This is a genomic window from Microvirga aerilata (genome assembly GCF_016743775.1).
Lineage (GTDB): Bacteria > Pseudomonadota > Alphaproteobacteria > Rhizobiales > Beijerinckiaceae > Microvirga > Microvirga aerilata.
In genome coordinates, this window is record NZ_JAEQMY010000007.1 from 136752 (window position 1) to 161037 (window position 24286).

Consider the following 24286-nt stretch of genomic DNA (forward strand, 5'->3'; position numbering starts at 1 on the left):
AAGGGATTAAGGAGAGGAGCGGCCTGCTCAGGCAGGCCGCGGGAGCAGGGTCAGGCAGGGACCCAGAGCGTCCGGGGCACGTTGTCCCCGGTGACCACGCGCGCTGCGTTGGTCAGCGAGGGCAGCGCGATGTCCTGGGTCAGCCGCAAGAGGCCTTTTCGCCTGGTCCGGCGCAGGAGCCCCTGCCCGATGAGCTGGTTGCGCTTTCGCGCGAGGCAGAGCTGGATGCCCGAGCGATCCCGGCGGCGGACGAGCGACCCCTTTTCAAGGATCGTCCAGTCCTCGACCACGCAGACCCGTGCCGTCGCTCCCTGGTGGTGGAGCCTGTAGCGTCGTGCCTCCGCCTGGGCCAGGAGCTCCGGCGGAAAGGCCGTGGTGAAGCCTGACGGAACGGCGGGCGGAGAACCGGCGGAAGGCTGGGGCTCTGCGGCCACCTCCCGTGTCGGGGCTTCGAACGCCCTGCCACGCGGCAGAAGCAGCGGTCCTCGCGGCTCGAACACCATCCAGCCGGCGCTGACCAGCATGGGCCGGAGGTCGGCAAGCCAGCGCTCGACGAGCGCGGGGTTGACCTGGCGCAGCCAGGATCGGGTCGGCGGCGCGCCAGTGACCTGATAGCGGCCGGCGGCGGACGCCAGTTCGGTCAGGACCTCCTGCAGCGCCACGACCTCGTCACGGCCGAAGGAGTCTCGGTCGCGGGAGCCGATGAGCAGGACGTCCTCGATTGGCAGCGGCGGCTGGGTGCGGTGGTCGGCGTAGCGCCCCGGCATGCGGATGGTCTCGCCGACCCTCAGCTGCGGAGCGTCGATCTCGGCCACGCCGAGATCAGCGAGCATGCCGTGGTGGGCAAGACCATAGCAGGTCGGGCCCTGGAACTCAGGCACGGCGAACAGGTGCGCGGCCTCGAAGACTGGCGCGACGCCAACCATGAGACAGCTTGCCGGCGAGGTGACGAGGCGCGCGCCAGCGGGGGTGCCGGTGAGCGGCCTCACCTGCATCGGCAGGCCCGGGCACGGCTGGGGGAGGCTCGGCCCGGTCTGGTCCGGGGTCGAGCCGAAGAAGCTGCGCACGGAGCGCAGGGTGGACGAAAGCGACATGTGGTGCTCCTAAGTCAGCCGCGAACAGGGCTAGGCGCCGGTCGAGCCGGAAGGCGCGCAATCAGCGCGTCAGCCCGTCGCGTGGGATGTGCGGAAGAAAGCCGTGGGTCTCAGGCGAAGCGCCTGAGGCCGAACACGGGTTTGCCGACGAAGGAGGGGGAGGCCGCGGACCGGAAGCGGTCGGCGGGGACATTTTGGGCTTCCGCGCTGAGGCGGAAGGCGCTAGTGCTGTTGCCAGCCATGATCTTCATCTCCTACGGATGAGGGTTAATGGTCAGGTCGCTACCGGTGTTGGTACCACTAGTAGCGGCCGCCCTTTCGGGGTGACCAGCAGCTGAGGCTGCACACTGAACGTGGCACGACAGGGCGCCGGGGGCAAGACGAGATTCGGCGTATGGTTAACAGCCCCTGCCGAACCTCCCGGCCTCGTGTGAGCATGTCTACAAACCCTGGTCAGCGGTTTTCCCGATCCTGATCGGGTGGTTTGTCTCCAGCATGCTCTGACGACCGACGTTGCTGGGTCCGGGCATCGAGGCGGAGATGCGACCGACCGCCAAGCTCTTCAGGACAAGTCGGGGGCCGAAACATCGCCTGCGGCCTGCGCACGGTGAGCGTGCAGTCTCGCCAGCTGCTTGCCGAGCCTGCCGCGAACCCGCGTGGTTTCCTGCGGATCCGGCTCCGGCAGAGGGATCGCTGCCTTCTCTCCACCGCGGCGCGGGCGCCCATAGTGACTGCTGGCCGTTGCGTCGAATGCGTGCCCCATCAGGGCCGCCACCGCGGCGGGATCGGTGTAGCCGGCTTTGACCTGGGCCGCATATTCATGCCGGCAGGAGTACAGCGTGTAGTGCTGCTTCCGCCTCGGCCAGAGACCGCGGCAGTGATCGCGCAGGAGGCGCGCAAGGCCTTCGAGCAGCACCTCATAGGACCCGTTCCGGGATGCGCCCTTCGCGTGGGTGACCCAGCGCACCAGAATCTGGCGGTCCTCCTCGCTGAGGGTTCGCCAGCGCAGCGTCCGGAACCTGCCATTCCCGCGCGTTTCGTCATGCTTGGCGTTGCGCACGACCATCTCCAGTGCCCATCCGTCCGGGGCGGGCCTGAGCTCGACGCCAGGCCATTCCTGCGGGCGAAGTCCCGCGAGCACGCCTGCCCGCAGATAGTCCCGCAGCGGGGAGGCATAGCCGGATTTAGACGTGACCAGCGCCGCCCGGATCATGTCGCGAGCCTGCTGCGGGAACCGCTTGCACTTCGTGGCGGAGGTACGGTCCGTGCGGGTCTTTGCTCCTGTCTGGCCTTCGCGCCGGAGCCGCTCAAGAGCCTCCCGCAGCTTCGCGATCCGGCGGGTTTCGCGGGCGGTGTTTTCGCCTTGCGCCAATGCCCGCTCGCAGCCGGCGACGGCGACCCTAAGCTCCCAGACGACGGACGCCTTGTACAGGCGCCATGTTGCCGTGCCGAATTCCGGCTTTCTGTCGGCCAGCCAATCGACAAAGCCTGCAAGCGTCGGCCGCTCTTCGTTCTTTTCGAGGGTCTCGACGCGATAGCGTTTCATGAGGCCCTGCGCCCGAGCCGCGTAGGACGTCCGGGTCTTTGCGCTCGGGGATTTCGGGGGTTTGTGCGAGTTGGCAAGCCTCAGCGGGCCCCGATCACCTACGTTACTCTTCGCTTTAGCCTGTACAGGAGCTTCTTCGAGTGGCCGGGCGACGTTTGCTTGGAGTATCAGTGTCGAGGCGCTGGCAATAGGATCGAGAGTGGGATCGGCTGGCGCCCACGGCGGCAAAGGCGCGGCGGGCTGGCTTCGAACTTTGCTCAGGACTGTCCGATGAACCATTTCTGAAATGCCCTTCCTATCGCTTTCCATAGCTGGTGTTTGAAGGCGAGGTGAGTGCTGCCAGACTATCAGCATCTCATCACGCGCATTCGAACATCACCGAGCCTGCCGCAACTCGGAGCAAGACACAAACCAATCAGTGCCTTGGAATGTTGGGCTGGAGGAGGCAGCTGCAGGCTGCACATGGCGCAACCCGCCCCGTTGATCACAATGTTGTGATCAACGGGGCGGGTGATCCGGAAAACATCGAAGTTAGAGGAACTTACCCAAACCTAGGAAGCGGATTTGATGTCCAAACATGTCTTATTTAGTGGAAAAATGTCGCGAAATGTCTTAATTGCTCTGCAGCAGGTGCCAATTCAGTTTAATCTTCTGCAAATCGGCCCATGGAGATCAAAGACGGAGGCAGTTTAGCTGCACTATCCGGATGATCAAGGGGCAGGGTCGATGGCACGGGACGTTCTGGAGCTTGGCACCGCTTGCCCATCGTTGTGGCCATCTTGAAGCTCGATCACAGGGAGGTTTGATGACCCCACCAGATCCGATCACGCTTGCGGAGTTGATCGCCAAGGACCTGGCCGGTCCATTGGGTCCAAAAATCGTTGCACGTGTGATGCATAAGTATGTGGGGCCACTCGACGCGCTCCGGTCCGACGGGCACACAGCCGAAAGGATCTTCGAGCGAATTCTCCACCTGACCCGCGAAACCGCGCCAAATGTGACCCTCAGCGCACTTCGCCGTGCCGTGACAAGGGCGCGGAAAGCTCAGATGGGTGCGTCGGCGGACGGGCCAGGCGCCTCCGCGCCTGCGCCGTCCAATCCGGCTGTCAGAGGTCAGGCAACCCGGTCCGGCCCTGACGAGGCGCCTGACAGCGAAGGCCGCCGCGAACAGCTTGCCCGTCTCAAGGCACGGGCGCAGAAATTCGGTCAGCCGGGATCGCATTAAGGATCTATGTAGGGTCGCGGTACAGCCACCAAACATCGCAGCTCCCGTTGACATAGGGGGCTCCCAGGTCGATCCGGTCGAAAACTTCGGCGGCCTTCGCATCAGGCAGGATGATCAGCACGCAATCAGCGGCGGCTCGCAGGCCATGTCCACGCAGGATCAGTTCGGGTGCGCGATCACGGAGGATGTCGGGGCTGCTGGATGACCTCACCTCGAAGGCGGCGACCGCCGGATGCGTCCCGAGATAGCCAACCGCACCGACCTTGCGCCGGCGCCACAGTTCATCTGCCGCTCGCCATTCCAGACGCTGCCCGCTCCAGCTTCCATGCGCCCCTCTCCTGGGGTGGACCTGGAGCTGGCCACGCCCATCCGGGACCTGGGCCCCATCAACGAACCGATGATCATGAAGAACTGACAGCAGGGCAGCATGGTTGCCGGCTCGAATCCGTGGAGTTGGGGCCCGGGACAAGAACACGGTTGCATCCGGTGCCGGCTTAGCCAAGCCAGCATCGTTGGAGCTTGGCTCGGCTGGGCCATTCATACGCCGTGCAGCCTTCTCTCGATCCGCCAGCGTTCGTACCGGTTCCGGAGAGCGGAGAAATGACATCAAGGCAGTCTCAGCGCCCTCCGGATCGTGCCTCCACCAGCGCTCGATGATGGAAAGAACAATATAGCTCAAGCTGCGGGCGGCCGCTGCAAGATCAGCATCATGGGCTTCGAGGAACCCCAGGAAATGCAGGACGGTTACCATGCTGCGCAAGCTGGAGGTGACGTAACCGGTCTCCCGCGCGATTTCGTCAAGAATGGCTCTGTGCTGGCCGTGTCCAGCTTGTTCCAACCGTATGGCTGTGCGCCGCGCAATCGTCTCCCATGGCTCACTCCGGTCCACCCGTGATCTCCTGTGAATGCAGCTGACACTAGCCTAGGGCTGTGGCCCGAACACAACCAGCTTGACAATGGTTCAAATGTCTGGCTATTTGCCAAACAGGAGAGACAAAACTCCGCAGAGGGGATCAAACAGATGCAAAGTTTCCTGCGCCGGGAGGCGCCCATCACGACATCGCCGCCGAGCCTGATCGTCTTCGTCGGAACCTCGGGCGGCGCGGGCAAGACCACGGCCACCGGCCTGACGTGCACCGCGCTCACCCTGAGCGGTGTTCTGACCCGCATCATTGAGCTCGATGAGCAGCGGCGTCATGCTCACCGTCATGTGACCGTGACATCCGTCAACATCCCCACCGCAGCGGAACTCCGCAACGATACGGAGGCGGACGACAGGGCGCTGAGCCAAGGCTACGAGAGTACGCTGCGCGGATTCGAGGCCGGTGAGGTGGTGCTGTGGGACACGGGCGCTAATGTCGACGAGCGCGTGGCTGCCTTTTTCGGCAGGGTCGACATGGAATCCGAGCTGCCAGAGGGCGGACCGGCGGTGATCGTCATCATGGTCCGGAACGACCGCGAAATGATCAGGCTTGCGGCCAAGACGGAAGCGGCGTTCCGCCGTGCGATGCCCAAGGCTAGGATTGCGATCGGGGTCAACGATGCCAACTCCTACTGGAGCAGGCTTGACCCGGATTCGGACAACGCCGCCGAGGCCAAGGCCATTCTCGGGCCCACCATCAAGCGCGGCGGCAGCCTGCATGTGCACGCCATTCCCACTGGCTTGGCCCTGGCCATGCGGGACAGTGACGTCGCCTGGGAAACCCTTGCCGACATGGATGCGACGCAGGCGGCCGAGTACTGGAAGGTTCCCAGGGCCGTCGCCAGGTCGCGGCAGGGGGAACTAGCCGCCGTCCTTGAACAGGCACGCCAGGAGATCGTGCGGCAACTCGGATTTCCAGCCGATGCGGATTGACCAACGAAGCTGGACTGATATCGCGCATGAGCGAGAAACCTGCCGCGGGGTGGCCCTTCGCTGGTTCTGCGGAGTGACGGCTGAGCACGTCGAGCGAGGGCTGAAAACCCTGGGGCAGAGCTGGCATCCGCCCGAGGTGATTGCCCAGGCGATCCAGGAGCGGGAGGGCCTGCTTGTGGTGACCATGCCCGCGAGCGGCCCGATCGAGAGCGCACTGGCACGAGCAGGCCAGGACCTTGATCTCGTTCTGGACTACAACCCATGGATTGTTCGGGCCTGGCAGAGCATCTCACGGATGCCGCGAACGGTCCGGCAATTCTGGGGAACAGTGGCCCACTGGGGCTGCGATGTCCTGAAGGGCCTTGCAGGTGTCGTCGGCCCGTGCGGTGCCGCACGCGCGCGCGCGCCCGGGCACGGGGTGTCGCTGAGGCTTCCCGCACGTCAACCATCAGGGCCACCAAGACGTTCTGGGCAGGTGGCTGGGACGCTTCACTCCCCGACACCCTTGAGGGCTGTGAAGCCGCGTCGACCAAGGCAGGCCAAGCCACCCTGATGTGAATTGAGCGGGAGAAAATCTCCGGCTGAAAACCCAGCTTTGTCCCCCGCGCTCCGCTGGTCTTCTGGCACTCCCCGACGCTCCAGGGAACACACCTCATTGGCGCTGGACGCAAGGTTCAAGGGCCAATCACCGACCGCACGGTTTCAAGCGAACCGTCAATCCTTAATGAGGAGAATTTCGTCATGGCCGCACGCAACGACATCGCGCTCATCGACTACGCCAAGGCTGCCAAGAAGAGGGCGGCCAAGAGCACCAGTGATGCCTCGCAGTTGGTGGGCGCCGTGTCTCAGCTCCTCGGATTGCTGGGCCTCTGCAACAATGATCCTAGCCTGGTGACGGGGGTGCTCCTGCACGGGATGAGTGTGCTCGACACACCTGAGACGCGAGAGCTCGCCCGTCTGGCGGGAGCGCAGATCCTTGAGCAACTTGAGGATGAGATCGACAAGGGCCTGACCCTGCCGCAGCCGAAGCTCATGATGGCGATCTTGGAGACGGAGCCGACCGACGACCTGAAGCGGCAACTGGAGCATCTGGAATTGCGACCGTTCGCCACCCAGTCGCCTCTGCCGCATTATGTCGGCTGGACCACAGCGGCAAAGCTCAAGCCGATCCTTGGGCCGGTTGGAGGCACCATAGCGCCCTACAAGCCGCCGGGTGGCTGGCTGGCCCGTGCCGCGATTCAGACCGGCGCCGATATGCCCGTAGGGGAGGGGGAGTCCCTGAAGATAAGCCTGGGCCCATCCGCAGATGATCTTTCAACGGGCTTGATCGCCACAGAGATGGCACGTGCTCCGGCTAAGGTGATCGAAGCCCTGAACGATCCGCAGTTCAATGGAATGTCATCGGACGATCACACCGATGACGAGTTGCCCGGAGCCGAGGCGCAAGCCGCTCCCGCGACCTCTGTCACGCGGCACGCACGATCAGCAGGCTCGCCAGCGACAGATGTGCCTGCGCTTGTGGTCAGGAGCAGCCTGCCGCCAAAGACCCGGGCCAGGGGCGAACGAACCTTGCCGCCGGCACCGGCCTCGCTCGCGGGTTCGCGTGCCCGTGGTGTTGGCTGACAAGGGCACTCAACAACCCACACGCCAAGACTGTTAAATCCATATGACCGGAGGTTCCGATGCCGCTTTCCCCTGACACGCTGTTCTACCTGCGCCCTGTTGTGCACACGCCAGATCTCCTCGAGAGGAGGCTCTCCAGAGGCTGCGATGAGAATGATGGATTGAGGGACTACCTCATGGGCCAGACCAGCTTTCCTGAAGCCTTTGCCTCCCAGGAGGCACGGGATCATGCTCGCGGGCACATCAACGGGTACATCGAGTTCGTCCAGACCACCTGGGCCGAGGCGCAGGCTGCTGGCTTCGACCCTTCGGGCATCGCGGTCGGTCCTGCCCTCGGGGAAGATGGGTTCGATGTGATCGCGCCGATGGTGGTTTCGGCTGCCGTCCGCAAGATGCAGGGGACGGGTGACACCCGAAACATCGGTGGGACGATCCGCCATCCCGCTCGCGCCTCGATCACGATCAGTCGTGTCCAGTACGAGATCGAGCTTGGAGGCGACAGCGAGGCTCAGGTCCTAGCCATGCCGATCTACGCCGAACCCAGTGATCCCTCCCAGATCAGTGAGACGGCCCTTTGGCTGCAACGCGCCTTTGCGGTGTGGGTGGATGCCTGGCGCAACGCAGGAAAAATCGTCTGGCTCGATGCAGCGCGTGTCAGGGCTGGTAGGAGAAACCCTCGGCAAAGGGGCGGCCAGCGGCCATAAAATCGAAGACCTTCAAGACCCCCGGGCGACGGTAGCCTCGCCCGGGGTGCAGGCGCGGTTGGTCTCCGTTGATCCCATACGCGAACAGAAGCGTGCGAATCTGATCGGCCGCTGGAACGCAGTGTGCCGGGGTTGGGAGGGTCTGGTCCACCGCGCGGGGCACCGACCCCGATACAATCCTGCTCCAGGTCCGGTGCGGGACTGCTCTGAGCCTAACAGCGACCAGCCATGAGCCGCTGATGCTGTTTGCCGAGAGCGAGGAGGTCGGCACACACCGCGGCGCAAGCTGATCCCGAAGCGGCAGAGGCAAGTATGGGACAGCATCGGTGGAATGTTCACGCGGTGCGAGCAGAAGATCGATAAGGTGTGCCGAGTGCTGGGTCGCCGTGCACATTCGGATCCTAGAACTCGGGGGCTGTGACCTCGACAATTTAGGCCCGACGCATGAAGGGCGCACTACGGAGAAGAGCCGGGAGGATCACCTCCGGGCGGCACAGGTCAAACGGCAGGAGGGGGATATCGCCCCTACGATGCCCTTACACCTCGCTACCCGGTTTCGCATGTGGCCTATTCCCTGTTGCGCAGGTCTCACGGTTGCGGGCTTCTCCTAACACCGGCTCTATGACTGCCACCAGAAGCTCCAGGAAGCCCACATTTTTGCTGCATCGGTAAGGCAATCTAGACGTTAGTAGGCTGATTGAACCCTTCGCGAGTGAGCAGGAGGCGTGTGTCATGGCTCAAGCCCGTGTCGGCGTCCGAGTTGCTGATGATCGAAAGAGTGTGACCCTTGAGATCGGCCCCGTCGATGGGCCATCGTCTCCAGTGGGGTTGGAGCTTGAACAACTCACAAAGGTGATCAACCTGCTCGGAAAAGCACGACGCCAGATGATCGGAGGATTACCGGCGGAGCCTCTTGCCGGGAAGACGGTTGAGACCATTCTCGATCCGGTGTGGTATGCCCAGGTTGCCCAGTTTGATGGTTCGCTGCTCGCGTTCGATCATCCGGCTTATGGACCACTCGCCTTCGCGATTCCCAGGAATGATGTTGCCGAGATCGTTCGTATCTTGAGTGCCCACCTTGCCCTTCCCGCAGATCAGCCGGAGAGGCCGCATTGAAATGCTTCGCGCTCCTCACTACGGCTTCGTCGTGGAACAGGGTTCGAAGGTGCTTTTCAGAGGGTGTGGGTTCCATCCCTGAGGAGAGTCCGATGTCACTCGGCTCCGCCCCGACCACCGGAGCTCGAAGCGAGAGGCTGTTTCCTGATCGCTGAATCCGACCAGACCACATCCGCGATGAAACTGGTGGAAGGTGTAGGGAACATCCTCTTCCTCAAGCCAGCGAATAACCTGGAGGTTGAGGGCTGTCTTGCTCTCGTTCCAGACATCCCAGTCATCAACGACAACGATGTAGGGCCAAAGCTTGGCATAGGCGTCAGCCTCGTAACAGGCGAATGACGCCAACTCCTCATCGCGTAACGTGTGGACGATGGCCTTCTTAATCCGTTCCAGATCCGTCATTGCCTACACCTCACATCCTTTATCCTGCGGGCTGCAGCGTGCTGGGCCCTGATGCATTAGAGGAATAGTTTTAATCCACATTGGGTAAACGGATGTCCATTTGGGTAGTTCCGGGCGTATGCCGCTTGCAGAGTGAGGCGGGCGCCCTAGGGAGGTGGCGCTACCGCCATTGCCATTGCCGACCTCGCCGGCCATCACGTCCGCACCTCGTCCGCTGCGTGACAGCACAACTGCACAGCGCGATCCGCCCTGGAGATGCTCAAGGAGCAACGGGAAACGTTGACCCATGACCCAAAGGGCGGCAACGGCACGACTGTGGGCCGGGGATTCTCGGCCTCTTGCGGCAGCGGATCCGAGGAGCCTCACGCAACGGCTTCAGAAGATCCGGGTGACCAAGCGGCCGCTGCCCATTGGGCAAGGCGTCGATGGAGGCGGATGTAGTTCGGCAACATCGTCCTGCGCATACGATGGGAAGGGTGCTTGGCTGATCGACCATTGCCGCTTGGGACGAGGAGCCGCGACAACGGACTCTGACGGGCAAGATCGTTCTGCAAGGTCAAGGAGGGCAGGGCACCTTCTCGCAAACACACGAGCATGGGCTGCAGGCGAGTCAACCGCTCGCTTGAGTTCTCCTGTTGCGGAGGCATCACTCTCCTTTCGCCGAACATGCTCTCATCCGTCCCCTGTCCCGGATTGCCTGGCCACGGGACGGATGAGACCTTCGTGCTGCCTTTCCGGCAAACTTTGCTTTTGTTGAATGTGCCTCGCCACGGGCTATGCTGGAAGCGCGGCCTGACCGACGGCCCCGTGCGTTTCGAAGAACCGGCCAGGACGGAAGGGGGCCAGTTCTGGTCGGGTGCGACCGTAGGCAACCTCATCCGCGACCGCGATCCCAAGGAATGGCGCGAGGGTGACGCCGCTATGGGTGACGACAACATAGTATCCGTCTACGCCGGGAACCCGACCAACTGCCGAGTAGCTGTCCTTTGGGATTGGACGCGTTGCGGCCCGAACGGCCTCCGGCTCCACAGTTCCGATGCACGGCAGCACCCGTGCAAGGCGTTGGACAAGTTCCTCAGCCGCTGTCATACCGGGATTAACGGCAAGGTCGGGCGTGATCGTCGCGTCAGCAGGTCCCCAATGGATCATGAGGCGCCCTGCTCCGTCCGGGCGAAAATCACACACCGGCGTGCAGACGACCCGCGATATCTGCGTTGGAACCGGCGGCGTCAAGACAAGGAAACCGGTTGTTGGGGCAAGCGGTACCTGAAGAGCATCATGATCCGCAGCCTCGTTCAACCAGCACCCCGCGCAGTTGATAACCCAGTCAGCATGGAAAACGCGTCCATCGGCGCTGCGCACGCCAGTGACCCGGCCGGATCGGAGCGCGACGCCATTCACACGAACACCGATCTCAAGCCTCGCGCCGAGGCGGCGGGCCGCTGTCATTATGGCCTGAGCGTAGACCACGGGATCAAGCCAGCCTTCCTCGGGATAGTAGGCAACCGGCGCGTCACCGATCATTTCCAAATCGATATCAGGCTCGATCTCGTGAACGTCCTTGCCGGTGAGCCATTCGGCCGCATAATCCCACGAGCGAAGCCGCTCGACTTTTTCCCGCTGGATTGCTCGTCCGCTCTCGTCCGTCCATTCGAGCCGGCCACCGCCATGCCGCCACGGAATTTGCGCAAACTCATCGGCGAGCGCCGCGTGGGCACGCATGCCTGCGACGTTCAAATCGAAATAAGGCCGCGGCACTTTGTTGTTCGCATTGGTCCAGGCGAAACTCGCGCCGGATGTTCCCCCACCGACCCGTTCGGCTTCGAGAACCGTGACCTGAATGCCTGCTTGGGACAGGCGATAGGCGACCGAAGTGCCGATAACACCGGCTCCGATGATAATGGCGTCCGTCATAGGTGTCCCTCCCTGGAAAATCCGCACAGCTCTTGGACAAAGGGGCCGAGCCGGTGCCTACAGAATGAAATGAAGCAGTGTGGTGACACGGAGTGGCCTTTCGCGCTGCGCAGCAAGGCTGCATGGCTTCTATGCAGTGACGATGGGGTCGTGCTTCGCGCGCACAAAGCCAAATGCCATCGTATAGGCTGCCATGTGTCCAAGAGACATCAGTGCCAGGAGACCAATCGGCCATCCATACTGGCCGGTCATGTCAAAAGCGTAGCCGGCGAGGAGTGGACCGGCCGCCATCCCCAGGCCCGAGGCCATACGACAGAAGCCAAGCACGCGCGCGAGGCTGGCAGGACGAGTCATGAGCTGCGCGCTTGCTGCCAGGAGGACCTGCTGCCCACCGAACGCGATGCCGACCGCCATCGGGAGGACCAGCAGCGCGCCCGGCGCTGCAAGCGCCTCGCCGATGGCAACCGACGCAAACGTTGTCACCACCCCGGCAGCTGCGATTATCATCACCTTCCCTGGGCCCCACCGGTCGCAGAGATGGCCTGATGTGAGACGCCAGATGAACAGGACCAAGCCGGCCAAGGCTACGGCCCACACGGCAAGGCTTTCGGCCACGCCATAGTGATCCAGAAGGGCAATCTGCTGAGTGGTGAGCCCCTGATAGGCCGCTGAACCGCAGAAATAGGCTGCTGCAAGCGCCAGAAGGGAGACAAGGGGCAGCCGGACTGACGGCCGAGCGCTGTGCTGCCGGTGCGTCCGCCGAAGCGGATCCATGGCGAGCAGATGGAGAGCACCGCCGATGAGAGCCACCGAGCTGCCGAGAATGAGATAGGCCACGCGCCATCCGAGTTCCACAATCATCCAGTGGATCACGGGAAGTCCCAGGAATGTCGCGAGGCCCGACCCTGCATCGGCGATGGCCATGGCCGTTGCAGGGCGTTCCCGGAAGCGGCCTGCCAGAACAGCGAACACGGCGTATGAGCTTATGCAGTGGCTCCCGATGCCGCCGATCACGCCGAACACCATCCAATAGGCGGCGGGCGATCCGACAAGGCTAAGCCCGCACAGGGCGAGCCCCAGGACCAGCGACGACGCCGCGAGCAGACGGCGGCTGTCCCACCGGCCCAGCACATAGCCGAACGCCGGGGCGGTGAGCGCATTGGTCAGGGCAAAGACACTGAAGGCGCCCGAGATCTCGGCTCTCGACCAATGAAACTCCCCTTCAAGGGCAACAAGAAAGAGGCTAAACGAGGTCCAAACGAGCCCCGACATGGCCATGAGAACGAAGGCCGAGGACAGCCGGATGCGTTTTGCCAAACGAACCCGATGGCTTCGGGCCTTCAAACCGGCTGGAACGGCATGATCGAACGCCGTCACGTTCGGGCTCAGTGAACCTGGAAGCGCCGAACCATGTCCCAATTGAGCTCAAGGCCAAAGCCGGGCCCCTGCGGCACCTGGATGATCCCGTTCTTCGGGTTGGGCCGGTTGGCGATCATCTCGGCCCAGATCGGATCACGCGTTGGCTCAAAGCACTCCACGCAAACCCCGTTGGGAATCGCAGCGATCATGTGCAGAGCGATCTGCGGCTCCTCGTGGTGCCCGACGCCGATGTCGTGCAAAGCGCAAAGGGCGGCCGCCCGCCGCCATTCGGTGATGCCGCCAGCCTCCGATGCGTCGAAATTCACAATGTCCACCGCACCCTCGGCCACGAGGCGTCGAACGCCGGCACTTGTGGCTTCGCTCTGGCCCGCATTGATGGGAATGCTCGTGGAGCGGCGCACCTGTGCCATCATGCGCGCATCGTCATACCAATGGCATGGTTCCTCAAACCAGGCGATATCGTACTTCTCGATCATGCGCGCGAAGCGCACGGCCTCCGAAACCGGCCAGCCGCGGTTGGCGTCGACCGCGATCAGGAAGCTGTCACCGGCGCCTTTGCGGGCGGCCTCAACGCGCTGGGCGTCCTCCTCGGCGGACAATCCGCCGACCTTAACCTTGCAGCCCGCAAGACCCGCATCCTTCAATTGCCCCATCTCCTGGCCGAGGTCGGAGAGCGTCTTGCCTTCCTCGTAGTAGCCGCCGATGCAGATGATCGGCAACTCCTGCCGATAGCCGCCGAGCAGCCGGCACACATTGACGCCGGCGGCCTTGCCCATCAGATCCCAGATCGCACTGTCGATACAGGCAATGGCTTCCATCACCAGCTTGCGGTCGCGGTTCCACTCCGCCTGCTTGAAGAGCCTCTGCCAGATGCGCTCGATGGCGAAGATCTCCTGTCCGATCACCAATGGGGCGAGCTCCTTCTCGACGATGTCGACCACTTCGCGCATGTGGTCCCGATTGTCGCCGTTATAGACCTCACTGATCAGGCCCGTGCTGGTTTCCATGCGGGTGATGATGGTGCATCGCTTCGTGACATTGTACCGGCTGCCGCCGAAGTTCTTCGAGAGAGGGATTTCGACGGCCATCACGGTAACGTTGGTGATCTTCATGGGAACCTCGGAGCTCAGCAGGAATGCGTTTGCGGCCTATTCGCCTTTGGCGCCGCCTTCGGAGAGGCCGACGACCAGCTTGCGCTGGACCAACAGGTAAAACAGGACCACGGGAATGGTGACGAGGACGGCACCAGCCAGAAGCATGCCCCAGGAGTAGATGTTGTCCTGTCCAATCCAGGTGGCGAGACCAAGCGGCAGCGTTTTGTTGCGCTCGGAGGAGGTGAACACGAGGGCAAACAGGAACTCGTTCCAGGCGTGATTGAAGGCGAAAACACCCACCGAAACGATTCCTGGAAGAGCGAGGGGAATGGTGACCCGGTACATGGCCTGCAGGCGCGTGCATCCGTCGATCATTGCGCTTTCTTCAAGGCTGACCGGAATGGCATTGAAATAGGAGCGCATGAACCAAAGCGCGAGCGGCAGGGTAAAGGCGGTGTTGGCGATGATCAGCGCGATCAGCGTGTCGGCCAAACCGAGTTTGACTACATAGATGTAGAGCGGAAGAACGATGAGAACCTCCGGCAGCATATAGCAAACCAACGCCGCGTTCGAGAACGCCGCGATGCCAAAGAACTTGAACCTGCTCAGGCTATAGGCGCCCAAGCCGCCAATCACGAGCGACAGAAGCGTGGCGCCGCCCGCCACAATGAGGCTGTTGGCGAAATAGGTGGGAAAGTTGGTCTGCACGAACAGGTCGCGGTAGTTCTGCAGGGTCCACTCCTGCGGCAGGAAGGTGGGCGGGGTCGCGTAAAGCTCTCCGCCGGGCTTGAACGAGCACAGCACCATCCAGAACAGCGGAAAGCCGACGACGGAGACCGCCGTGAAGACCAGCAGGTAGAGCATCATGCGCGAGGCGAGATGGTGCACATCGGCCATCTCGTAGTTGCGGCGGGGGCGCTCCGCCGCGGAGGCAACGGACAGGGTCGCGGACGTCATTGGCGGGCCTCCGCACGCTTGATCAGCATGAAATACAGGCCGAGCAGGATGCCAAGAATGCCGAAGGTCAGGATCGCCACGGCCGCCGCGCGCCCGAACTCGAAATCAGTGAATGCCTTCAGGTAGACGAGGATCGGCAGCGTCGTCGTTGCGTCGAGAGGGCCACCCCCCGTCATCAGGTAGATGATCTCGAACTTGTGGAAGGTCCAGATGGTGCGCAAAAGCGCCGTCAGCAGGAAGACTGGCATCACATAGGGCAGGGTGATGCGCCAGAATTGTTGCATGCTGCTGGCGCCGTCGATCTTTGCCGCTTCATATTGCTCCTGCGGGATGGCCTGAAGAATGCCCAGCAGGGCGATGACCGCGAAGGGAAAGAACTTCCATACGCCCACCAGGATCACGGACGTCATTGCCAGAGACTCGCTGTTGAGCCAGAGCAGCGGTTTGTCGATCAGCCCTGTGGCGATGAGACCCGCATTGATGATGCCGACGATGTCGTGGAACATATAGCGCCAGGTGAGGACGGCCACGACCGTGGGGACAAGATACGGCGCCAGAATGACGGCGCGGGCGATGCCGCGAACGGCGAAGGTCTTGTTGAGAAGGAGGGCCAGACCAAGACCCAACACCATCTCGATCGACACGCTGCCGAAAACCCAGATGAACGTGTTCCACAGGGCGGTGTAGAAGGATTCGCTTGTCAGCGCCCAGACGAAGTTTTCGAACCCGACATAAGGGCCCGACATGTCGCCCATGCCGATATCCTGCATGGCTGTCACGAACACGGTGATGGTGGGCACGCCTGCCAGCAGCACAAGGAAGACGACGCTCGGAGCCAGCGTCGCATAGGCGAGGGTGCGGTCGCCTTCGAGGGCCGCGCGGGTCTCAAGCATGGGCGAGCCTCCGCTCACTGGCCGGAACTGCCGTCGAAAGCGCCTTGCCGCTTGCCGTCTCGAAGCGCCGCAGATCGCCCGACGCAACCGCAAAGGCAGTTTCCGATCCGAGGACGGGCGAATAGGCCACGCTTGAAGGGATGCGGGCGATGGCGGGTGTCTCGGGCAAGTTGCCGGACACGTGGCCGTACAGCAGCCGGTCGCCGCCCAGATATTCGACGCGATGGACGCGAAAGCTGATGCGCGTGATGTCGCTTCCTGCCGGGTAGTTGCCCTCGGGCAGGAAGCTTTCGGGGCGGAAGCCCAGGGTGACATCTCCCTGCGACACCAGGTTCATGGGCGGCGAGCCCATGAAGGTGGCCACAAACGTATCGGCGGGATGCTGGTAGATCTCCTCCGGGGTGCCGATCTGCCGAACCGTGCCGGCCTGCATGACAACGATGCGGTCGCCAAGGCCCATGGCTTCGACCTGATCGTGGGTGACATAGACCGATGTCACGCCGACGCGGTCCTGAAACTGGCGCAGCTCCTCCCGGGCCGAATGACGCAGTTTCGCGTCAAGGTTCGAGAGCGGTTCGTCCAGGAGGAACACATCCGGATCACGCACAAGGGAGCGCGCCAGGGCCGTGCGCTGCCGCTCGCCGCCCGACATCTGCCGGGGCTTGCGCTTCAGCAGTTTGCTCAGCCCCACGAGGCCAGCGGCCCACTGCACCTTCTCGTCGACGAGCCGGGAATCCGCACCACGTACCCGCAACGGAAAGGCGATGTTCTCGTACACGGTCAGGTGCGGATAGAGCGCGTAGTTCTGGAACACCATCGCGATGTTGCGGTCCTTCGGCTGCAGCCTGGTCGCCACCCGGTCGCCGATGACGATGTCGCCATAGGTTGGCAGGTCAAGTCCCGCTATCATGCGCAGCAGCGTGCTCTTGCCACACCCCGATGGTCCGAGCAGAACCAGAAACTCGCCATCGTTCACCGTCAGGCTGACGTCGGAAACGGCCGTGTGATCCGCAAAAATCTTGCTGACCTGTCGGATTTCAAGTCGTGCCATTGGATTATCTCGCGATCTGGGGTTGAACAGGCAAGCCCATATCGGCAATCAGTTGCCGGGCCTGCGCTTCAAGCTGCGCATCCGCGTCTGCGATCCGGCGGAGGACCTGGTCCGTTTCTTCCGTGTCATGCTCAAGGCGCGCCCTCCGGCGGGCGAGCATGTCGAGCATCCGTTCCGGGGCCGGGCCGCCGGTGACGGTGCGGGTTTTGAGGTTTTCCGCAGGGTCGAGGGCCGTGCGGACGCTGCCGTCGGAAATGCCGAGCGCATGCCCGAACAGGGCCTGCGAGGCGGCATCAAGGTCCGCCGTGGTGATGTCGGTGGCAATGCGGCCCGCCTCGATCGTCTCACGGACGACGCGGCCGACCACATTATGGGCCATGCGGAAGGACATTCCGGTCTCGCGCACGATGATGTCGGCAAGCTCGGTCGCCGTTCCAAAGCCCACCTCCGCGGAGCGTCGCATCACGTCCGCGTGTACCTTGAGCGACGAGAGGGCCCCGTCGAACACCAGAAGCGACCTGATGACCCGCTCGATGGCTTCGAGGGCAGGAACATTGGGTGCCGAGACGCCATCGTTGACGTCGGCCAAAGCGGTATTCTTGCTGCAGGCCAGCACGGTATTCAGGGCCCCGATGGCGATTGCCGCCACAGCCTTCACATGCTCCAGGGCCTGCGGGTTCTTCTTCTGCGGCATAATGCTGCTGACGCTGGAATAGGCGTCATCGAGCTCGATGAAGCCGTATTCCATCGTGTTCCAGCTCTGGAGATCGGTGGCAACGCGCGAGATGCCCGTCATCAGGATCGCAACGGCCGCGATGGTCTCGTGCACGTCGTCACGGATGGCCACGCCGTCATAGCCGACCTCGACAAGACCTGCAAAGCCAAGCAGCCGGCTCGTCATGTCGCGGTCGATGGGAAAACCCGTGGTCGAGAGGGCGCCGGATCCAAGTGGGCTCCGGTCGCAGCACGACAGGGCGCCGGCGAGCCTGCGGAAGTCGCGTTCGACAAGGTCGGCGGCAGAGAGCAGGTAGTAGCCAAAGGAGATCGGTTGCGCATGCTGCGTGTGCGTGTAGCCGGGCATCACCGTGTCGATATGGGTCTCGGCGTGAGCGAGAAGGGTGCTGCGCAGACGCAGGACAGTGTTCATCAGGTCGAGGATGCGGGCGCGCAAGGCCAGGCGCCACGAGGTCGTATGCATGTCATTGCGGCTGCGGCCCGTGTGGAGGCGTCCGCCCGTGGCAGGGCCGAGGCGCTCGACGAGAAAGCGCTCGATATAGGAGTAGAGGTCCTCCTGGCGATAATCGATGGTCAGAGCAGACACACCCGTCTGCCGCAGCGCCATGAGCGTGGCCACAATCTGCGCAACGTCCGAGCGGTCCACGATCTTGCGCTCGGCCAGCATGAGGGCATGAGCCAGGTGGATTTTCACCTCGGGCTCGAACTGGAACCGGATGCCGGCCGCGACCGCCGGCGCGTAATAGGATTCGACCATGGTCTCCGCCGGCGGGGACTTGACGCGTTCGCGCAGCGATACGACCGGCGGTGCCGCCTGATCTTGGGCCATGAACAATCTCCGAGAAAGGGGTCCGCGTCGTATGGCGCGGACGCCGGGTTCTTGCTTGCTGCGGCTACTTCTTGAGGTCGTCGACGATGCGCTTCATGCGCTCTTGTCCCCACGCCGCGGCCTTGGCCGGATCTTCTCCCTGGAGAACAACGCGCTGGACGACCTCGGCGGGTATCCCGCGAGCGACGATCGAGCCGATATAGGGATTGACCACCCCGGAGCGGATCACTTTGCCATCCTTGAAGACCGCACCCGCCTCGGACTCGAAGTCGAGGGAGTTGGATGTATTGAAGGACAGTCGCCCCATGTCTTCACGGCCGCCCAGAACCTCGGCGGCCCCGGCCTTGATCACCTTCTCCTGCACGCCTTTCAGCGGCGGGATGAGGTGAGGGTAGGCCGTCAGTGAGAATCGCTCCAGGCGCTCGCCCGTAACGATGTACTTCAGAAATTTGCGAGCGGCATCGACATTCTTGGAGCCGACGGTGGGCGAGGCCAGGGCGAAGCTGTTGGCGTTGACAAACTTCACTGCAACGCCGCTGGGACCTGCCGGCATGGGCTTGGCGCTGGTCTGCTTGAAGAGATCGGGCGTATTGGCGGCTGCATTGGCGGCCAGGCGAGGGGCATAGATATCGAGAGCGATCTTGCCGGTCAGGTAGACATTGATCATGTCGCCGTACGAGTAGGAACCGATCCCGGATGGCGAGTAGGCCGCCATCTCCTTCAGGAACGTCAGCGCCTTGACGGTTCCTGGATTGTCGAAGGTCACGTTCAGGTCTTTGTCGAAGTAGGTGCCGCCGGCGTTCCAGATCATTGCGGAGAGATAAATGCTCGCCATCCGGTTCTTGCCTGCCGGAAAGATAAAGCCGAAGTTACCGTTTTCGGTGAGGGTCTTGGCGGCCGTTTTGAGCTCATCCCAGGTCTTCGGGGTCTCAAGCCCTTTGGCTTTCAGGAGATCATCCCGCTGCCACAACACTCCGTAATTGCCAAGCGTATAGGGAATGTCAAAGGTCTTGCCCTCGACCGGCACCAGGGAGCCCTCGACATAATCCTGCGTGCCGATCTCGGCAACCACGTCATCGAGGGGGACAAGATAGCCCTTCCGGGCAAATTCGAAGCGCTCCTCGGGCAGCAGTTTGAAGACTTCCGGCATGGTCTTGGTGTTGATCGAGGCCAGCACCTTCTGAAGGCGTCCGTCCGTGCTGACAGCTTCCATCTCGATCTTGATGTCAGGGTTCGCCGCTTCGAACTCTTTGATGGCCTTGTTGTAGAATTCGATGCTGGGGGGATCGGTCTCGTTGTGCAGAAACCGAACGGTTTTGGTCTGGGCCAGGGCTGATGTGGAGACGAGACCCAGTATCAGCGAACCTGCAACACATGCAGCAGCCTGCGCTTGAAAGCGTCGCATAGATTTCCTCCCGATGTTATTGTATCGCCTTAAAATCAATCCTTGCAGATATGTCCCCGGCATTATTGTTAAGGAACATGGTACTGAAGGTTTGTGATACGTCCAGTACATGGTAGATATATCGGATATCCAGAATTCGGATGTCTTGATCATGGACATTGAGCATCTGCGAACCTTCGCCCGCGCCGCCGAGCTGGGAAGCTTTACCAAGGCTGCTGTGTCGCTGGGCTTGGCCCAGCCGACCGTGAGCCGGATTATCGGAGAGCTCGAGGCAGCGTGGGACGGGCCACTGTTCTACCGAACCGGACGCAGGGTAGCCCTGTCGGAACTCGGCCAGGAGGCTCTGCTGCGGGCGCAACCCCTGTTGCGGGAGGTCGAGCAGATGTCCGAGGACCTGCGGGCCTTCAGCCGGCTTCCGAGCGGGAGTGTTGCGGTCGGATTGCCGCCATCCCTGATTCCATCCGTCGTTCCCGAACTGCTCAATCAGCTGCGGCGCGAGCTGTCAGGAATCCGCTTGCGGGTCTATGAGGGATTCAGCGAACAGATTGAACACTGGCTGTCGGAAGGCGTCGTCGATGTAGGCATCTACAGCAAGTATAAGGAGGGCTCCCTCAACAGCGGCGGCTTGATGCTTCATTCCCATCTGGTACTCGCGGGCGTCGCGGCGCGGTGGGATGTGCCGGATGAGATCGATTTCGATCGCCTGGCGGAGTTTCCACTCGTCTTGCCGGCGCTGACCAATGGGTTGAGAATGGCCGTTGATGCTGTGGCCCGGCGAAGAAAAGTGGAGCTCACCGTTGTGGCCGAAGCGGATTCGATCCTCGCCCAGAAGGAGATGACGCTGAACTGCGGCTGCTACATGATCAAGGCGCCGCACACGATCGCAAATGAGAAGAAAGACAACATCTTCGCGAGCAGCGTCATTCGCAACCCATCCATCAACCGGCATGTGGTCCTCGTCACGGGACAGCAGAAGCCCCTCAGTCGCGCGGCCCGCGAGGTTGCGGCCCGTGCCACAGCGATCCTGCGCGGGCTGTCTGGCGAGACATAGCCGGTCGGGGCCACCGGCGGACGACATCGAAGGTCTGTTAGGTTCGTGCCTGGGTGTCACCGATTCGAGAGATCGCCGGACACCACCTTCCGATGCAGGAGGGCTGATCCTCGGGGTCGCTCTGCCAAAGCGGTGGCGCAGGCCTTTGCAGCCTGCAATTGCCAACTGCCCACAGCCGGAGATGGGTGTCCAGCAACACCTTCAATCGGTCTCACCCCAGAGCTGCTGTTCGGCTTCCGTGCTGCCGATCCTGTCGAAACCATCAGGCACGTAGATCTGCCCAGCCAAGAAGCCAAACTGGCAATGTTATCCTGCCGCTGACCTATCCGGCGCCGTTACCTTGACGAGGGGCTTGCCAGCCGTGGCGATCGCCATCGCTTCGCTGCGGGCCGTCTTTTTGATGAGCCGTGACAGGTGCGTCTTGGCTTCATGGATGTTCACGATCCGCCTCGCGCCTCCCTTGAACGTGGAAACCAAGTTGGCCTCCGGTGGATCTGCACCCCCGGTCAGCCAGGGCTGTCCATGATCCGGCTCGGCGATGCGTGCTGAACGGCATCCCTGTTCCGATGGATTGTCACTCCTGGTCTTTTGGGGAGTTTAGCCGGAGCCAAAGGACTATCCGGTACCCGGTCACGCAGCGCGGCCACCATGATAGTAGGAGATCGATGCCATGTCATGTGTGCTCCAGCGTGTTCACAACGTCAGCGCGATGCAGGCACCACTGTGGGGTGACAGAGTGCGGTGGAGCCTGGACCACGCCCCTCGGACGGGAGGCGTGTCTCTTTGTACGAGGCTGCTGAGCGGCGCAATCGATTGACGATCTGCGCCAAGACAACGAGCGGTTGCGGGCGGTGCAGGAGCGGATCGAGCCGAGGACATGGGATCCGGGCTTGTCCGAGATAGCGTGCCACCCCTTCTCTGAAAGGAGCCGCGTCATGAGATAGATCCCCTGTACAGCCCGGATGTTTTGATGATTGACGAGGAATTGGGGCTCAATTGATGGCACAGGAGCATGGGGGCAGCCACATTCGACAGCAGGAAACCCCGCCTGGGGTAGAACCGAACGGCGCCATATGCTGGAGCAGGAATTTGCAGCTCACCTGCTCCACGCGCAGGGTACTCGGCATGCCTAAACGTCTGCTTTGTGTGGCTACTGGGGCATGACTACGGTCAAATATGCTGCTTTCGGCTTCTCGTTCGGGCCAGTAGGGCCGGGAACCTGGTTGCGGACCGGCTTCATGCTCTTCAGGTAGCTGACAAGAGCCTTGGCATCAGCGTCTGTAAGCTTGCCGTAAGAATGGTAGGGCATGATGGGTACGAGTTGCCGACCGTCTGGGCGAACTCCGGTGCGTACTGCCTTGATGATGTCAGCCTCGCTCCACTTGCCCAGGCCCGTCTCAGGATCAGGTGTGAGGTTCGGGGGATAGAAGATACCAAGCCCCGGGATCTGAAAGCCGACCTCTGACCCAGCCAGCGGGCGCTGCATGTCAGGTTTGCCAAGGAAGGTACCCGGGGTATGGCATCCGTTGCAATCCATGATGGTGACGAGGTACTCGCCTCTTTGCGTTGGCGTCTGAGCAACGGCTGGTAGGCTGGAGATGAGTACGCTGCCAGCTATGAAAGCAGTCCATACGATGTGTCTCATGGAGTTCCCCTGTCAAAGGTTGAACTCCGCCAAAATGCCAGAAGCGGGGCTGCGGGAAAGTGCGCATAAGACGTAACAAGAAACCCCGCTCAGGCGGGAGCAGGACTCTAGGGGCGGGCTTGAGCCGAGCGAAGTCCTTCCTTTTCCTCTACTGAGAAGAATCCTCTTCGGAGGCAACAGGCGAGACCTTCCCTACAGGAACCCATCCGGTCCAAGCCTGTAAGTGGGGCACCAAGTAGATTTGGCCTCCTTCAACCTTTTCAACCCGGCACGGATAGGCTCTCTGCTCGCCTGGCGGACGGTAGACCACAGTGACGCCAACGCGAATGCTGTTGTCGGCGGCAGTCGGCTCTCTTGCAGGAACTGGCGGCAGTTCGGCTTCTGCGCTGTCTGTAGAAGCAGCGCCTGCCTTTTGTGCTCTGTAGCGATCAAGAGCTGCGATGGCCAACCGAGCCCGGTCGCGGTATCGATCCGACACAACCTTCAGAAGCGTCCCGCGCTCACGGCCCGGGTACCAAGACACGCCGCCTGCTTTCGCAAGCTCCTCAGCAACAGCCTCAATCTCGTCCTCAGTCACATCAGGTTCCCTCAGAACTGGGTCAAGTAAGTTCAGGCGCCTGCTTTCAGCAAATGCGGATTGAACCGAAGTAAATCAGATAGATGCTGAGATGTTCCTTATCGATCATGGTTCGAAGCGACAAGCTTGTAGGGCCTTGTCGTGGCCAAATAATGGAAGCGATACTGCTTGCTCAATGGTGAGAACTTGGCTTTGGTGCAGCACTGTCCAGCGGAAGGCTCTGGATCAGGTTGCACGAACCATCAACGATGTCGAGCCTCCACCCCAGACAGTCACCCAGAAACAAGATATCCTCCCGTCTGAGCTCCTCGATAACCTCAAGGGCATGGACCAGAGCCATACGCATGTCAGGAACTTCGATGCCATCGTCATCACGGATTACTTCATCACCATCAGTGAGATTGAAGTAGTAGCGTGAAGCCATGAGGAGTACCCCTGCTTCTCCTACAAAAGTCTGGAGGCAGCAAAGCGTTCATTTCTTTTCCTTGGTTATGGTTCACGCACCATCCTTGTTCATATGGGGAAGAGAATGGCTCTCTTGCCGGCCCCCATGCCTGCACCTGGTGCTGAACGCTCCCGATGGCGCCTATGAGCGGGTGTTTTCGATCAATGCCGACCGCATGGATCTGGCAAAGGCTATAGGGCAGGGGATGACGCTTGCGCTGTCGATGGCGCGGGCTGGACGGGACGAACCCGCGCCCATGCCGGCACCCAAAGTGGCAGGCGTTGTGATCCCCTTCCCCCTGGCCCGCACCAGCCGCAGAGCCGAGCCCACCTAGACTAGGCCGTATTGGCAACCAGCTCGCACCCAGCTACGTTCTCTCTCCTGTGTACCACTTGGAGAGCCTTATGCCTCACAAGGATCGAGTTGCACTTTACGGACGGATCGGGCTCATCCTGGCCTCCTTCGCCGTTATTAGCGGGGTTGTTGCTGAGCCCCTTCTCCGGCCCTTGTGGTCCCCACAGTTGACGGTCGCTCAACGGTAGGAGACATCGGCATGCGAGACCCTGCTGAAATGAGACGGGCAGTCCTCGATTATAAGACAGCTCTGGAGAATACGGCCCAGGCAGAAGAGGCCCTAGCCTCGCGCCTGGCTCTGGTAGCCCACGAACTAAGGCGTGTGGACATTCAGGTGACCTGAGGGATTCCCGCTTCAGTCGAAATTTGATCCAAGGCTGCAAACTGGAGG

General features: G+C 62.0%; 24 protein-coding genes. 8 read left to right on the forward strand and 16 right to left on the reverse strand.

Translation table 11 applies throughout. The annotated features are described in order from the left end of the window. Window positions 1-50: 50 nt before the first annotated feature. From JKG68_RS07160 to JKG68_RS07165, 3 genes are all read right to left on the reverse strand, one after another. A complete protein-coding gene (locus tag JKG68_RS07160; protein ID WP_202057423.1) occupies window positions 51-1094 on the reverse strand; it encodes a DUF4357 domain-containing protein in 1044 nt (347 codons plus the stop codon). 110 nt (window positions 1095-1204) lie between these two features. Next, complete coding sequence (locus tag JKG68_RS34210; protein WP_281399089.1) at window positions 1205-1336, reverse strand: hypothetical protein; 132 nt, start codon at window positions 1334-1336, stop codon at window positions 1205-1207. Window positions 1337-1656: 320 nt separating this feature from the next. Next, window positions 1657-2640 carry a hypothetical protein gene (locus JKG68_RS07165; RefSeq protein ID WP_202057425.1) on the reverse strand — a complete coding sequence of 328 codons (984 nt, stop codon included), beginning with the start codon at window positions 2638-2640 and terminating at the stop codon, window positions 1657-1659. Between the two features lie 805 nt (window positions 2641-3445). Between JKG68_RS07165 and JKG68_RS07170 the strand changes: the two genes are divergently transcribed. Further along, window positions 3446-3865, forward strand: a complete 420-nt coding sequence (locus JKG68_RS07170) for a hypothetical protein (RefSeq protein WP_202057426.1) — start codon at window positions 3446-3448, stop codon at window positions 3863-3865. Between the two features lie 4 nt (window positions 3866-3869). Here JKG68_RS07170 and JKG68_RS07175 read toward each other — a convergent pair whose 3' ends face one another. Continuing rightward, window positions 3870-4367 carry a hypothetical protein gene (locus JKG68_RS07175; RefSeq protein WP_202057427.1) on the reverse strand — a complete coding sequence of 166 codons (498 nt, stop codon included), beginning with the start codon at window positions 4365-4367 and terminating at the stop codon, window positions 3870-3872. A 519-nt stretch (window positions 4368-4886) separates the two neighbouring features. Between JKG68_RS07175 and JKG68_RS07180 the strand changes: the two genes are divergently transcribed. The 5 genes from JKG68_RS07180 to JKG68_RS07200 all read left to right on the forward strand — a co-directional run bounded on the left by JKG68_RS07180 (window position 4887) and on the right by JKG68_RS07200 (window position 9163). Continuing rightward, window positions 4887-5720, forward strand: a complete 834-nt coding sequence (locus JKG68_RS07180; protein WP_202057428.1) for a P-loop NTPase family protein — start codon at window positions 4887-4889, stop codon at window positions 5718-5720. Window positions 5721-5793: 73 nt separating this feature from the next. After that, the gene (locus JKG68_RS07185; RefSeq protein ID WP_202057430.1) at window positions 5794-6273 is read left to right on the forward strand and encodes a hypothetical protein; all 480 of its coding nucleotides are present in this window, start codon (window positions 5794-5796) and stop codon (window positions 6271-6273) included. Window positions 6274-6461: 188 nt separating this feature from the next. Then, entirely contained in the window at window positions 6462-7343 is an 882-nt protein-coding gene (locus JKG68_RS07190) for a hypothetical protein (RefSeq protein WP_202057432.1), read from the forward strand. Between the two features lie 59 nt (window positions 7344-7402). Beyond that, window positions 7403-8047 carry a hypothetical protein gene (locus tag JKG68_RS07195; RefSeq protein ID WP_202057434.1) on the forward strand — a complete coding sequence of 215 codons (645 nt, stop codon included), beginning with the start codon at window positions 7403-7405 and terminating at the stop codon, window positions 8045-8047. 732 nt (window positions 8048-8779) lie between these two features. Beyond that, on the forward strand, window positions 8780-9163 hold the full coding sequence (locus tag JKG68_RS07200) for a hypothetical protein (RefSeq protein WP_202057436.1): 384 nt from the start codon (window positions 8780-8782) through the stop codon (window positions 9161-9163). A gap of 18 nt (window positions 9164-9181) precedes the next feature. On the opposite strand, the gene JKG68_RS07205 is transcribed toward JKG68_RS07200, so the two are convergent. From JKG68_RS07205 to JKG68_RS07245, 9 genes are all read right to left on the reverse strand, one after another. After that, window positions 9182-9565: a hypothetical protein gene (locus JKG68_RS07205; protein ID WP_202057438.1), complete on the reverse strand. Its 384-nt coding sequence runs from the start codon at window positions 9563-9565 to the stop codon at window positions 9182-9184. Window positions 9566-10339: 774 nt separating this feature from the next. Beyond that, window positions 10340-11479: an NAD(P)/FAD-dependent oxidoreductase gene (locus JKG68_RS07210; RefSeq protein WP_202057440.1), complete on the reverse strand. Its 1140-nt coding sequence runs from the start codon at window positions 11477-11479 to the stop codon at window positions 10340-10342. A gap of 129 nt (window positions 11480-11608) precedes the next feature. Beyond that, window positions 11609-12856 carry an MFS transporter gene (locus JKG68_RS07215; protein WP_202057442.1) on the reverse strand — a complete coding sequence of 416 codons (1248 nt, stop codon included), beginning with the start codon at window positions 12854-12856 and terminating at the stop codon, window positions 11609-11611. Between the two features lie 8 nt (window positions 12857-12864). Continuing rightward, window positions 12865-13971, reverse strand: a complete 1107-nt coding sequence (locus tag JKG68_RS07220; RefSeq protein WP_202057445.1) for a mandelate racemase/muconate lactonizing enzyme family protein — start codon at window positions 13969-13971, stop codon at window positions 12865-12867. A 36-nt stretch (window positions 13972-14007) separates the two neighbouring features. Continuing rightward, a complete protein-coding gene (locus tag JKG68_RS07225) occupies window positions 14008-14910 on the reverse strand; it encodes a carbohydrate ABC transporter permease (protein ID WP_202057446.1) in 903 nt (300 codons plus the stop codon). Further along, window positions 14907-15803: a carbohydrate ABC transporter permease gene (locus JKG68_RS07230; RefSeq protein ID WP_202057447.1), complete on the reverse strand. Its 897-nt coding sequence runs from the start codon at window positions 15801-15803 to the stop codon at window positions 14907-14909. Before JKG68_RS07230 ends, JKG68_RS07225 begins: the two co-directional genes overlap by 4 nt. Continuing rightward, window positions 15796-16854 carry an ABC transporter ATP-binding protein gene (locus tag JKG68_RS07235; protein WP_202057448.1) on the reverse strand — a complete coding sequence of 353 codons (1059 nt, stop codon included), beginning with the start codon at window positions 16852-16854 and terminating at the stop codon, window positions 15796-15798. The genes JKG68_RS07230 and JKG68_RS07235 overlap by 8 nt, the downstream gene beginning before the upstream one ends. A 4-nt stretch (window positions 16855-16858) precedes the next feature. Next, window positions 16859-18418 carry an argininosuccinate lyase gene (gene argH, locus JKG68_RS07240; protein WP_202057450.1) on the reverse strand — a complete coding sequence of 520 codons (1560 nt, stop codon included), beginning with the start codon at window positions 18416-18418 and terminating at the stop codon, window positions 16859-16861. 64 nt (window positions 18419-18482) lie between these two features. Then, window positions 18483-19823, reverse strand: coding sequence for an ABC transporter substrate-binding protein (locus tag JKG68_RS07245; RefSeq protein WP_202057451.1), 1341 nt, complete (start codon window positions 19821-19823; stop codon window positions 18483-18485). A gap of 151 nt (window positions 19824-19974) precedes the next feature. Between JKG68_RS07245 and JKG68_RS07250 the strand changes: the two genes are divergently transcribed. After that, entirely contained in the window at window positions 19975-20874 is a 900-nt protein-coding gene (locus tag JKG68_RS07250; protein WP_202057452.1) for a LysR family transcriptional regulator, read from the forward strand. 306 nt (window positions 20875-21180) lie between these two features. Here the strand turns inward: JKG68_RS07250 and JKG68_RS34495 are convergent, their stop codons facing one another. From JKG68_RS34495 to JKG68_RS07265, 3 genes are all read right to left on the reverse strand, one after another. Continuing rightward, window positions 21181-21351 carry a type II toxin-antitoxin system Phd/YefM family antitoxin gene (locus JKG68_RS34495; protein WP_312890744.1) on the reverse strand — a complete coding sequence of 57 codons (171 nt, stop codon included), beginning with the start codon at window positions 21349-21351 and terminating at the stop codon, window positions 21181-21183. A gap of 673 nt (window positions 21352-22024) precedes the next feature. Further along, window positions 22025-22519, reverse strand: a complete 495-nt coding sequence (locus JKG68_RS07260; protein ID WP_202057454.1) for a c-type cytochrome — start codon at window positions 22517-22519, stop codon at window positions 22025-22027. A 749-nt stretch (window positions 22520-23268) separates the two neighbouring features. After that, window positions 23269-23520 carry a DUF6894 family protein gene (locus JKG68_RS07265; RefSeq protein WP_202057456.1) on the reverse strand — a complete coding sequence of 84 codons (252 nt, stop codon included), beginning with the start codon at window positions 23518-23520 and terminating at the stop codon, window positions 23269-23271. 139 nt (window positions 23521-23659) lie between these two features. Here JKG68_RS07265 and JKG68_RS07270 point away from each other — a divergent pair, with 139 nt between their 5' ends. Then, complete coding sequence (locus JKG68_RS07270; protein ID WP_202057458.1) at window positions 23660-23875, forward strand: hypothetical protein; 216 nt, start codon at window positions 23660-23662, stop codon at window positions 23873-23875. The last annotated feature ends 411 nt before the right edge of the window (window positions 23876-24286 follow it).